Here is a 12,242-nt window from a genome sequence, read left to right as displayed (position 1 = left end):
GTCTCAGTAAAAACTCAAATCTAGTTCTTGTAGTACCAGAAACAAACGCAACTCTAACTCTAATTGATGATAATCAGGTTCCATATGACAACACAGCTGATAAAAGGCTTTGTTGTGCTCTTTTTCTTTGAAATGTGCAAGCTCATGCACAACCAGTACTTTCAACAGGGCTTCAGGTGCTTGTTTTAGTTGGGATGCTATTGCAATTTCATGTTTTGCTTTTAATTTTCCACCATGCTGGTGGCTTTTAAATGTATGTGTGCCGAGTGCATTTTTCACTAAATCTTGTTGTTTTTTGTACTTAACGCTGCTCAGTTTGGGGGCATTTTTTAGATAGCGCTGTTTTAGTTGGTTGGTAAAGTCATACAAAGCTCTTTCGCTTTGCAATTGGTGACCATGAGGGTACTTACGTTCGAAGTACGATCTGATTTGTCCAGAGGAAATAAGTTGTTCAACTTGGGATTGGATGGTGGTTGGGTAGTGTATAAAATAACGCTTAAAATCCAATGTTCTTACCTCTGGTACAAATACTGTCGAGCAGTATAATGCATTAAAAGACAAACACGAATAGTTTCAAGGGGAGTCAGGTGTATCAGGCGAGTTGCTTATGTGGTCAAGTTGAACTGCAAATTACGGGTAAAATAAGTGATATTATCCACTGTCACTGTTCATTGTGTCGCAAGTCTACAGGCACAGCCTATGCGACCAATGGATTTGTGAATACTCATGAATTGAGTGTGGTAAAGGGGAGTGAACAGGTAAGGTATTTTGAATTCAAGCCAGGTCGAAAACGCCATTTTTGTGTGCACTGCGCGTCACCTTTGTTTAGCTCCAATGATGATTTACCGAATAAACTGAGATTACGTTTAGGCATATTAGACTCGGATATTGTCGAGCGACCTATTTCTCACAACTTCGTTACTAGTAAGGCGAATTGGGAAGACCTCGATGCGAGTTTACCCCGCTATCAAGAATTTGAACCAAGTCGTAAAAAATAGTTTCATGACAAATGTGCAAACCGAGTGTAAAAAGTGGTGTGAGAGAAGCTCTTGCGCCACTAATAAAAAGCTTTACAGTGCTGCACAGCAATCAGACGCATTTGAGTTACCGCCACTTGCACCAAGGTTTTATTTGTCTCAAAATGGACCACTTAGTTAAGCAGGTTGGTATAAGCCACGCCATTGTGCGTATATCTATGCGCCGAAAAAGCTTTAATATTTGACACTAAGTTGTACAGACAAACCTAAAGTTCAAAGGAAGCTGTTTTGTAAAGGTTGCTGATCAACGGGGAACACACCCAAAGTTATACCCTCCCTGTTTAAGTCTCGAACAAATTGCTTTGCCAGAAGAGGTGCATCGTAGTTATCTGCGGTATGAAAAAATACATAGGGTGTTTTCCCTTCATCCAGCCAGTGATTTATTTTGCTGAGCCAAGGTCGGTAAAAGGTGCGATTGGCTTCTAAGTCCGAGCAACCAACATAGCGTATTATTGGCGAGTTACCCGTTGCTATTACATGTAATGGCACTTTTGGCTTTTTTTGTTGTGCGTCTATGATTGCTGGGGTAGCTGCAGGCTCACTGAACAAAGGTCTGGTATCCATCATGATCCGGTTGTAACTATTCGTTATTAAAAACTGGTTAAAACGACGCTCGTTATCAGATTTGTCGAAAAAACCAAGATGACGTACCTCAATGCCAACTTGCAACCCCTTAGGCAGTTGTGCGCAAAAGTTGATTATTTTTTGCAAATACTCAGGTCCACAGGCTTTAGGCAGCTGTAACATCACCATGCCCAATTTGTCGAAAATAGGCTCAAAGAGCTGTAACCACTGGCTTATGCCTTGCTGACAATTTTGCAGCGCCATTTCATGGGAAAAGCGCTTAGGAATTTTAAAGGTGAATCGAAAATGCTCTGGTACGTCGTTTCGCCACTTTTCAATGGTGCTGGGTTTGGGGTCCGCATAAAAGCTGGTGTTGCCTTCAACGGAGTTAAATATTTGTCCATATTCTTGGAGCATTTTATTGCTTGGACAATGACTTGTGAAAAAGCGTCCTTTCCAGTGAGTGGAACTCCACTGTGGGCAGCCAAGATATAACATAATTGAGCTTGTTTCGCTTAAATGGTGGTGCCAGTGTAATAAAGTTCACGAAATTTAGAAACAAAACGGGATCAAGGATGACATCAAGTCGGGTATTTTTATATAATCGCCAATAATTTTTCATATTAATGCCAGTTACCGCTTGGTGTAACTGAGAGACAGGAAGACTATGCGCTCAATATATTGCGGAAACTTAAACAAAAGCCACGTTGGACAAGAAGTAGAACTATGCGGTTGGATCAACAAACGCCGTGATTTAGGTGGCCTAATTTTTACCGATTTGCGTGACCGTGAAGGTTTGGTGCAAGTTGTATTTGATCCTGAAGTTGAAGGATTGATGGATGTGGCGAATACATTACGTCAAGAATTCTGTGTTCAAGTTAAAGGGACTGTTCGTGCTCGCCCTGAGAGCCAAGTGAATAAAGATATGGCAACTGGTGAAGTTGAAATCTTAGGCACAGGTTTGACTATTATCAACCGTGCAGAGCCTTTGCCACTTGATTTCAATCAGCAAAACTCAGAAGAGCGCCGTCTTAAGTATCGTTACTTAGACTTACGTCGTTTAGAAATGAGCGACCGTATCAAACTACGTGCAAAAGCAAGTAGCTTTGTGCGTCGATTCTTAGACAATAACGATTTTCTTGATATTGAAACACCAGTACTGACAAAAGCAACGCCAGAAGGTGCACGTGATTATCTAGTACCAAGCCGTGTTCATAAAGGTAGCTTTTATGCACTACCTCAGTCACCGCAACTATTCAAACAGTTGCTGATGATGTCGGGCTTTGATCGCTATTACCAAATTGTAAAATGTTTCCGTGATGAAGATTTACGTGCTGATCGTCAGCCTGAATTTACCCAAATCGATTTAGAAACGTCATTTATGACGTCTGATCAAGTGCGTGCAGTAACAGAGCAATTGATCCGTGAAATGTGGCAAGAGCTACTTAACGTTGATCTCGGCCAATTCCCAGTAATGCCATACAGCGAAGCAATGAGCCGTTTTGGTTCTGACAAACCTGATTTGCGTAACCCAATGGAATTGGTTGACATTGCCGATTTAGTCAAAGATGTTGAGTTTAAAGTACTATCTGCGCCAGCAAACGATGAAAAAGGCCGTGTAGCGGTTCTAACTGTTCCTGGTGGTGCACAGCTTTCTCGTAAGCAAATCGATGAGTACACTAAGTTTGTAAGCATTTACGGGGCAAAAGGCCTTGCGTGGATGAAAGTTAATGACCGTGACGCTGGCGTTGAAGGTGTGCAATCCCCAATCGCTAAATTCTTGAACGAAGAAGTGATCAAAGCACTGCTTGAGCGTACTAATGCACAAACAGGTGACATTATTCTATTTGGTGCAGATAAGCGCAATGTTGTCAATGAAGCGATGGGCGCGCTACGCCTTAAAGTAGGCTTAGATCTTGAGCTAACTGATTTAAACAAATGGGCACCACTTTGGGTTGTTGACTTCCCAATGTTTGAAGAAGATGACGAAGGTACACTTCACGCGGTTCACCACCCATTCACAGCACCAAAAGGCATTAGCGCTGCTGAATTAGAAGCGAACCCTGCTGGTGCAATTTCAGATGCGTATGACATGGTGCTAAATGGCTATGAAGTGGGCGGTGGTTCTGTGCGTATCCACAATAACGAAATGCAACAAGCAGCATTTAGAATTTTGGGTATTGATGAGCAAGAGCAACAAGACAAGTTTGGTTTCTTACTCGACGCGTTGAAGTACGGTACGCCACCACATGCAGGTCTTGCATTTGGTCTTGACCGCTTAGTGATGTTGCTTTGCGGTACTGACAACATTCGTGATGTTATCGCGTTCCCGAAAACTACGCAGGCGTCATGTCTAATGACCAACGCACCTAGCGTCGCAAACCCCGATGCACTTAAAGAGCTAGCCATTAGTGTTGAACAAGCTCAGCTAGACAGCGAGTAAGCAAGCAAAGTTATTTAAAGAGGCGACTTAGGTCGCCTTTTTTGTATGCTTAAAAGAGAGATTAGGTAAGGTTATTCAATTTGTAAGGAAGCCACTAGTGTACATAGGTGAAGTAGCTAAAAAAACAGGATTGTCAGTGAAGGCAATTAGGCTCTATGAAGAAAAAAAGTTAATTAAGCCACCTGCACGTCATGGCAAATATCGTGTTTACTCAAATTCTGATGTAGAGGTGCTTACCCTCATTAAAGAAGCAAAATCGCTAGGTGTGACACTTGCGAGATTACAAGGAGTGATTGTGTATCATGATCAGGGTGTTGATTGGGGGCGAATCTATTCTTTTTTAGAAGCGCTAAAAAGTGAACAGCAGGAAAAAATCGCAATTTTGACTAGCAACATTAAAAAAATAGAGCACTGCATGAGTGAAATAAGCTCATGTTCGAAAAGTACTTGACTCAGCCCTTAAGGGAAGACCATAAGCTTTCGTTGTTATTAAAAAAGGAACGTAACAATGAAACAAATATTACTTTTAAACGGCAACCCTAAAGAATCGAGCTTTTGTGCAGCGCTGACAGATGCCTACCACATTGCAGCAAAAGTGGACGCCGAAGTTTGGCGGTTTGACTTGCATGATATGGAATTTAATTCAAATCTTGAGTATGGATACGATAAAGCGCAAGCGCTTGAGCCATGCTTAGTTGAGTTTCAAAAGGCGTTATTATGGGCCGAGCACATTGTGATTGTGCTGCCTGTTTGGTGGGGAGGAATACCCGCAAAACTCAAAGGATTGTTTGATCGTACATTATTACCCGGTTTTGCATTCAAATATGAAAAAGATAACCCGTACCCGCAGCAGCTTTTGACAGGGAAATCGTCAAGGTTAATTATTACCATGGATGCTCCTAAAGAGTATATGCAAAGTCAAACTGAGCCTGTCTTAGCGCAATTGGATGTTTACACTCTCCAATTTTGTGGTGTTAAAACGGCCAATGTAACCATGTTTGGTTCTGTTGTTTCTGAGACAGCATCAGTTAAACAGCAGTGGGTTGATAAAGTTAAGGACTTAGGTGCATGTCATGATTGAGGGTCGCAATAAACACAAAGGTACCTGTATTACTTTTGCCTTTTAATATAGTTTGAATGTTTTGATGGCTAGAACCATCGGTAAGTCATCAAAACATCGAGTGTTCGATAATTGGCATTAATATGATCAACAGAGCGAACCAATTTAGGGTGGAGTAGTGAAAAAATTAAGGGAGCTGCGAGGGCTAGGTCCAAAATCAGAACAAATGCTTGTAGAGGCGGGAGTGAGCACAGTCACTGAGCTAAAAGAACTCGGGGCGGTGGGCGCGTTTCTAAAAGTGAAGCAACACACCGGGTCTACGCCCAGCTTGAATCTACTCTATGCTTTGGTAGGGGCCATCGAAGATAAAAGCTGGCAGCACGTCGCCAAAACACAAAAAGAAGCGCTAATTATGGCATTGGAAGGTTTAGAGGAGTTAGATAAGCTGTTTGACGAAAATAGAGCTGGGCAACCGTAATCTAAAGGGAGTACATTATCCTAACGTTGTGTAGAGTCATTATAAAGTTACAGATAAACAATATAACTGGTAATTCATACAGTATTTTGGCATTATGCTAAAAAACCAATAAATGAGTGATTATATTGGCGATTATTTTAGGAATAGATCCAGGTTCCCGTTTTACTGGCTATGGGGTGATAGAACATCAAGGCAGTACGTTTAAGTATTTAGGGAGTGGCTGCATAAAGTTGGGGGAACATGACTTTCCAACACGGTTAAAAATGATTTATCAAGGCGTTAGCCAGCTCATCGAACAATTTAATCCGGCCAGCTTTGCCATTGAACAAGTGTTTATGGCGCATAACCCTGACTCTGCATTGAAACTTGGCCAGGCGAGAGGTGCCGCAATTGTTGCTGCAACAATGCAAGATATACCGGTACATGAGTATTCAGCTCGTCAGGTTAAACAGGCTGTGGTAGGCACGGGTGGGGCACAAAAAGCGCAAGTGCAAGAGATGGTCAAACGCATTTTAAAGTTACCAGGTACACCTCAAGCCGACGCAGCAGATGCACTGGCTATTTCCATTTGTCATGCTCACTCAGAACAAAATTTAATTCGTTTGGCGGGTAGCGCAACGAAAACCGTACGACGCAGATTAAGGTAGAAAACGCATGATCGGAAGATTAAGTGGTACGCTATTAGAAAAACAACCTCCAGAAATACTACTAGACGTATCGGGCATTGGCTATGAAGTGCAAATGCCGATGACCTGCTTTTATGAATTACCCAATGTGGGTGAGAAAACAGCCATTTATACACATTTTGTGGTACGAGAAGATGCGCAGTTACTGTTTGGCTTTAATCACAAGAAAGAACGGGCTTTATTTAGAGAACTGATAAAAGCTAATGGCGTTGGTCCAAAGCTTGGGTTAGCCATTTTATCGGGCATATCGGCTGAGCAATTTATTTCTTGCGTCAATAATGAAGATGCAACCACCTTGGTTAAGATCCCGGGGGTAGGTAAAAAAACGGCAGAGCGTCTTGTACTTGAAATGAAAGACAGACTAAAAGATTTTGGCCATGATTTACTTACACCATTTAGTGACGCTGCGGTACTTGAACCTGCGCAAAACCCAACTGTAGCGGACACGCCGGCAGATGACGCGGTTGCTGCATTGCTTGCATTGGGCTATAAACTAGCTCAAGCACAAAAAGCGGTTAAAAATGTGTCACAACCTGATATGAGTACCGAAGCGCTAATTAAAGAAGCGCTCAAATCGATGATGTAACCTTATGATAGAAGCCGATAGACTAATAGAACCAGAAGTACAAGGTAACGAGGATGTTGTCGATAGGGCGATAAGACCAAAGCTACTGAGTGACTATACAGGTCAGCCACATGTTAAAAAACAGATGGAGATCTTCATTGAAGCGGCGCGCTCTCGTGAAGAAGCGCTTGACCATCTGTTGATATTTGGACCTCCAGGCCTTGGCAAAACCACGCTTGCCAATATTGTTGCCAATGAACTTGAGGTGAATATTAAAACTACTTCAGGCCCGGTACTAGAAAAGGCGGGTGATTTAGCTGCGCTACTGACCAACCTTGAAGAAGGGGACGTGCTCTTTATTGATGAGATTCACCGGTTGAGCCCCCAAGTAGAAGAAATTTTATATCCTGCAATGGAAGACTACCAGCTGGATATCATGATTGGCGAAGGGCCTGCTGCGCGTTCCATTAAATTAGACTTGCCGCCGTTTACATTAATTGGCGCAACGACTCGTGCAGGTTCTTTAACATCACCGCTGCGAGATCGTTTTGGTATTGTTCAGCGTCTAGAGTTTTACTCTGTGGCAGACTTGTCGAAAATTATCTCTCGTTCCGCGTTTTACCTAGATCTTACTATCAGCCCTGAAGGTGCTGATGAGGTTGCCAAGCGTTCTAGAGGTACACCACGTATCGCTAACCGTTTGCTTAGACGAGTGAGAGACTTTGCGCAAGTCAAAGGTGATGGCAAAGTATCTGCGGAAATCGCACAACAGGCACTGGATATGGTTGATGTAGACAAATGTGGATTTGACTACATGGATAGAAAGTATTTACTTGCCATTATTGAAAAGTTTACAGGTGGCCCAGTGGGGTTAGATAACTTGGCAGCTGCCATTGGCGAAGAACGCGAAACGATAGAAGATGTGATAGAACCTTTCTTGATCCAACAAGGGTTTATTCAGCGCACCCCAAGAGGGCGGATTGCCTCCAATGCAGCTTATCTTCATTTCAATTTAACACCTCAAGGCTAGTGAAAACACAAGCTAGTCGTTCAAGGTGACAAGTGGCTGAATATGTTCAGCATGACGGCAGTGCTCAAATATCTCTGCCGTCTTCCTGACCAAGATCAGGAGCTCCCAAACTACCTACATTAAGTGAAAGCTAATCTTCTGCGAGCTAAACAGCCCGTGCTTTAAATCATTTTTAATATTTTCAGTGGGCGTTAAGACAGTCTAGGTAAACTCATGCCTAATTTTAGGCAAAAAAAAGCCCGCTAATAAAGCGGGCAAAACAACAAGTTGAAGGAAGTAATCCAGGGAACTGATAAATGGATTTAGGTTTTATCCCAAGTTCATTTATCAAAAGTAATACGACAAATCAGAAATCATATTACTAATAACTGTGCTTTTGCATGATTCATGCTGCTTGCTCAGTACAGGGTGTATATTAAAGAGGTTTGTGACTTCTATCAAACTAGAAAAATTATTTTTTCAAATTAAAAAAACTAATATCAAATATATTTCCATAATTTCATTGTGGTGATATTTTGTACGCCGTGGTTTTTTAAGTTTATGAAAAATAAAGGTTATTTTGTTTTTTCTTATTTTTGTGACCATTAGTTTATTTGTTGTTAAATGGTCTTACCAATTTGTTTTTGTAAGTTTATTCGGGGTTTTTGCATAAACTGTTAGATTTATGCATTTATTAATAATAAATACGCACCATTTGGATTGTGGTTAATTATCAAGCTAGTTCTTTATGACTAGTTTTTCTTGCGCGTTGGCACAGTTGTTACTTTTTTGAACGCTTTGTCGTCAATTAACCGTAATTCATGGGAATGAGATTGTAAGCACTTGCATGTGTGAGTAAACTAAATGAACCTTTAGAGTCGTTTACAGTCAATTTATTCTATTGCAGACTGGCTAGTCGAAACACATCATATTAGGAGTATTAAAAAGTGGAATCGGGACTCAATTTTATTGATCTTATTTTAGAAGCAAGCTTACTAGTTCAGTTAGTGATGCTTACATTAGTTGGGATGTCGATTGCCTCTTGGGCCATAATTTTTCAACGTAAGGGTGCAATAGGACGCGCTGTGAACGAAGCAAAGGACTTTGAGAAAAAATTCTGGTCAGGTATGGATTTAAGTAAACTGTATAGTGAACTCAACGCAAAAGGTACGCCAGCTTCGGGGTTAGAAGCCATGTTTATTGCTGGATTTAAAGAGTTTGCGCGTCACCAAAAACAAAATACGCAATCAACAGGATTAGTGATTGAAGGCACTCACCGCTCGATGCGGGTGGCATTGTCTCGAGAGCTTGAGAAATTAGAGTCTGGGTTGTCTTTTCTTGCAACGGTAGGGTCTATTAGCCCGTATATCGGTTTATTTGGTACGGTCTGGGGTATCATGAATGCCTTTATTGCATTAGGTGAAGTAAAACAAGCAACTTTACAGATGGTTGCGCCTGGTATTGCAGAGGCACTTATTGCAACAGCAATGGGTTTATTTGCAGCTATTCCTGCGGTAATGGCTTATAACCGCTATGCAAAAAATGTAGAGAAAGCGGAAACACAGTACGTTAACTTTATGGAAGAATTCTCCAACATCTTACATCGTCAAGCGAGTTCAGTAGAGGGCAAGTAATATGTATGTGCGCAAAAAACGTCGCCCAGTTGCTGAGATAAACGTTGTTCCATATATAGATGTCATGTTGGTGCTATTGATTATTTTTATGGCTACGGCACCACTTATTACTCACGGTGTAAAAGTTGACCTTCCTCAAATGCAAGAGTCTGATCTGGTTGAAACTAAAGATGCTCCGCCAATCATCGCCAGTATTGATGCGCAAGGGCGTTACTACGTGAGTGTGGGCACGGATCCAGAGGCACCCATGGACGCTGTGGAAGTGGCGGCTGTGATCAAGCTAAAGCTACAACAAAATCCAGATACCCCGGTTATGATCAAAGGCTCAGGTAAAGTCTCCTATCAAGAAGTTTTACTGCTTATGGATTTTTTGAAAAATGCCGGTGTACCTTCTGTTGGTTTAATGACAAAGTCTTTTGAGGAATAGCCATGGAGTCACTACAAAGTGGGTTAATCAAATCTTTGCTTTTGCATTTGGCAATAGGAGGCTTTCTTTTCGCTACGGCTGCTTTTAAGCCTTCAAAACCGACAGTAATGGAAGTGAAGCTGAACGTACCTGATAACGAACAAAGTGAAAAAGTAGTTTCTGCTATTTCTGTTGATCAGCAAGCCGTAGAGGAAAAAATTGCTCAGCTAAAACAGCAAGAAGATGCAAAAAAGCGAGCGGAAGAAAAGCGTATTCGTGATCTTGAGCAGCGTGCGCAGCAAGCCCGTAAAGAGCGTGAGGCGGAAGCAAGAAGGATCAAAAAGCTAGAACAACAACGTAAAGCCAAAGAAGAAGAGAAACGCAAAGCGGAAGCACAAGCGAAAAAAGCAAGGGCAATTGAGAAGAAACAGCGTGAGCAAGCGCAAAAAGCCAAAGAAGAAAAGTTAGCGGCAGAAAAAGCAGCGAAAGCAGCTTCCGATAAGCGTAAAGCAGAAGAAGATGCACTACGCAAAGCAGAGGAAGCGCGCAAGCGAAGAGAAGCTGAAGAAAAGCGCAAAGCTGAAGAAGCAGAAAGAGCGAGACAAAAAGCGCTTGAAGAAAAAATGCTGCAAGAGCAGCTTGCAAAAGAGCAAGCAGCACGCAATCGTATTAGACAACAACAAGTGTTGACGGAAGTAGAAAAGTATCAAGCTTTGATCACTCAACGTATACAACAAAACTTGTTAACTGATGAGAAAATGCGTGGCAAAGAATGTCGAGTGAATATTCGTTTGGCATTCAACGGTCTTGTTACCAGTGTAACCTCGTTGGGTGGTGATAAGATAGTGTGTGATGCTGCGCTGCGAGCAGTACGTATGGCTGATACGTTGCCTGTTTCAAAAGAAAAAGACGTTTTTGAGAAACTTAAGAATATCAATCTAACAATTAAACCAGAACTATAAAGGATACTCATGTTTAACCGACTAAAAACCTTGTTGATAATAGCCGCGTTTGGCATGCAAGGCGTTGCACATGCGGTGCTTGAGATTGTCATCACTGAAGGTGTTGATAGCGCACGTCCAATTGCCATTGTCCCTTTTCAATATGATGGTGTTGGTGAAGTACCATCGCAATTAAGCGACGTTATTGCCGCTGATTTAACACGTAGCGGTAAATTTAAGCCATTGGCGCTGGCTGATATGCCACAAATGCCAACAAGCGATGAAGATGTAGACTACAACGCATGGGTTTCTAAAGGTGTTGAAGCAATTGTTGTGGGAAGTGTTCAACAACAGCCAGGTGGTCGTTACCTTGTAAAGTATGAGCTCATTGATGTGATTCGTGCGCAAATTACTGGCGGCGAAACACGTATGATGACCAATGGTCAGCTGATGAAAAGCCAAGACCATATTCAAGAAGCTAGGCAGAGTATCATTACCAGCGATGGTTTTAGACGCTATGCACACCAAATCAGTGATGTTGTGTACGAAGCGTTGACAGGAGAACGCGGTGCTTTTCGTACGAAAATTGCCTACGTGATTGTTCGTGAGGAAGAAGAGAAGCCATATCAACTCGTGGTAGCAGATTACGATGGTTATAATGAGCAAGTATTGTTGCGCTCAAATGAACCTTTAATGTCACCAGCTTGGTCACCAGATGGTAATAAACTGGCCTACGTGACGTTTGAAAATCGTCAATCGCAGATCATTTTGCAAGACCTTTATACTGGAAAGCGGGAGATTTTGACAAGTTTCCCAGGTATTAATGGCGCCCCTCAGTTTTCACCAGATGGAAAGCAGCTACTCATTGTGCTGTCCAAAGATGCAGGTGGCGCAACAGAAGTTTACTTGTTGGACCTGAAAACCAAACAAACGAGACGTTTAACTAAGCACCGTAGCATAGATACTGAGCCATCTTGGCATCCAAATGGCAAAGAAATTGTGTATACGTCTGAAAGGGGTGGTAATGCCCAGATATATAAGTTAAATTTACAAACTGGTAGGTCAAAACGAGTTACCTTTGACGGTGATATGAACTTAGCGGGTTCAATCACACCAGATGGACAGCAACTGGTGATGGTAAATAGAACATTAGGTAAATATCATATTGCTAAAAAAGAATTAGGATCTGGGCTGTTTCAAGTGTTAACGAGGACTCGTTTGGACGAGTCGCCAAGTATTGCACCAAATGGCTCAATGATTATTTATAGTACGTTACACAATAATAAGCAGGTATTAGCTTTAGTGTCTATGGACGGTCGTTTTAAAGCACGACTGCCAGTATCAAATGGACAGGTTAAGGCACCGGCTTGGTCGCCGTTTTTATAACAATTTTGCTGGTTTGAAATTTACAAATAGGAA

At 41.9% G+C, this 12,242-nt stretch carries 14 protein-coding genes; 12 read left to right on the top strand and 2 right to left on the bottom strand.

Annotation, left to right across the window (positions count from 1 at the left end; translation table 11 throughout):
- Window positions 1–3: 3 nt before the first annotated feature.
- Window positions 4–507 carry a M48 metallopeptidase family protein gene (locus ACW689_RS15705; RefSeq protein WP_476292892.1) on the bottom strand — a complete coding sequence of 168 codons (504 nt, stop codon included), beginning with the start codon at window positions 505–507 and terminating at the stop codon, window positions 4–6.
- An 80-nt stretch (window positions 508–587) separates the two neighbouring features.
- On the opposite strand from ACW689_RS15705, the gene ACW689_RS15700 reads away from it, so the two are divergent.
- Window positions 588–998, top strand: coding sequence for a GFA family protein (locus tag ACW689_RS15700; protein ID WP_476292891.1), 411 nt, complete (start codon window positions 588–590; stop codon window positions 996–998).
- Between the two features lie 252 nt (window positions 999–1,250).
- On the opposite strand, the gene ACW689_RS15695 is transcribed toward ACW689_RS15700, so the two are convergent.
- A complete protein-coding gene (locus tag ACW689_RS15695) occupies window positions 1,251–2,099 on the bottom strand; it encodes a DUF72 domain-containing protein (RefSeq protein WP_476292890.1) in 849 nt (282 codons plus the stop codon).
- 169 nt (window positions 2,100–2,268) lie between these two features.
- On the opposite strand from ACW689_RS15695, the gene aspS reads away from it, so the two are divergent.
- From aspS to tolB, 11 genes are all read left to right on the top strand, one after another.
- Window positions 2,269–4,044, top strand: a complete 1,776-nt coding sequence (gene aspS / locus ACW689_RS15690; protein ID WP_476292889.1) for an aspartate--tRNA ligase — start codon at window positions 2,269–2,271, stop codon at window positions 4,042–4,044.
- 97 nt (window positions 4,045–4,141) lie between these two features.
- Window positions 4,142–4,495: a MerR family transcriptional regulator gene (locus tag ACW689_RS15685; protein WP_476292888.1), complete on the top strand. Its 354-nt coding sequence runs from the start codon at window positions 4,142–4,144 to the stop codon at window positions 4,493–4,495.
- A 57-nt stretch (window positions 4,496–4,552) separates the two neighbouring features.
- Window positions 4,553–5,125 (top strand): NAD(P)H-dependent oxidoreductase, encoded by a 573-nt coding sequence (locus ACW689_RS15680; protein ID WP_476292887.1) that lies wholly within the window; start codon window positions 4,553–4,555, stop codon window positions 5,123–5,125.
- Window positions 5,126–5,282: 157 nt separating this feature from the next.
- Window positions 5,283–5,582 (top strand): TfoX/Sxy family protein, encoded by a 300-nt coding sequence (locus ACW689_RS15675; RefSeq protein ID WP_476292886.1) that lies wholly within the window; start codon window positions 5,283–5,285, stop codon window positions 5,580–5,582.
- Between the two features lie 125 nt (window positions 5,583–5,707).
- The gene (gene ruvC / locus ACW689_RS15670; RefSeq protein WP_476292885.1) at window positions 5,708–6,229 is read left to right on the top strand and encodes a crossover junction endodeoxyribonuclease RuvC; all 522 of its coding nucleotides are present in this window, start codon (window positions 5,708–5,710) and stop codon (window positions 6,227–6,229) included.
- A 7-nt stretch (window positions 6,230–6,236) separates the two neighbouring features.
- Window positions 6,237–6,854, top strand: a complete 618-nt coding sequence (gene ruvA, locus ACW689_RS15665; RefSeq protein ID WP_476292884.1) for a Holliday junction branch migration protein RuvA — start codon at window positions 6,237–6,239, stop codon at window positions 6,852–6,854.
- 4 nt (window positions 6,855–6,858) lie between these two features.
- Window positions 6,859–7,863 (top strand): Holliday junction branch migration DNA helicase RuvB, encoded by a 1,005-nt coding sequence (ruvB, locus tag ACW689_RS15660; protein ID WP_476292883.1) that lies wholly within the window; start codon window positions 6,859–6,861, stop codon window positions 7,861–7,863.
- A gap of 926 nt (window positions 7,864–8,789) precedes the next feature.
- The gene (gene tolQ / locus ACW689_RS15655) at window positions 8,790–9,476 is read left to right on the top strand and encodes a protein TolQ (protein WP_476292882.1); all 687 of its coding nucleotides are present in this window, start codon (window positions 8,790–8,792) and stop codon (window positions 9,474–9,476) included.
- A 1-nt stretch (window position 9,477) separates the two neighbouring features.
- Entirely contained in the window at window positions 9,478–9,903 is a 426-nt protein-coding gene (tolR, locus tag ACW689_RS15650; RefSeq protein ID WP_476292881.1) for a protein TolR, read from the top strand.
- 2 nt (window positions 9,904–9,905) lie between these two features.
- On the top strand, window positions 9,906–10,844 hold the full coding sequence (gene tolA / locus ACW689_RS15645) for a cell envelope integrity protein TolA (protein ID WP_476292880.1): 939 nt from the start codon (window positions 9,906–9,908) through the stop codon (window positions 10,842–10,844).
- A gap of 9 nt (window positions 10,845–10,853) precedes the next feature.
- Window positions 10,854–12,209 carry a Tol-Pal system beta propeller repeat protein TolB gene (tolB, locus tag ACW689_RS15640; protein ID WP_476292879.1) on the top strand — a complete coding sequence of 452 codons (1,356 nt, stop codon included), beginning with the start codon at window positions 10,854–10,856 and terminating at the stop codon, window positions 12,207–12,209.
- Window positions 12,210–12,242 lie beyond the last annotated feature (33 nt).

It is taken from the genome of Pseudoalteromonas sp. ABE4_541, from assembly GCF_056312285.1.
This window is presented reverse-complemented; position numbering and strand designations above follow the sequence as displayed.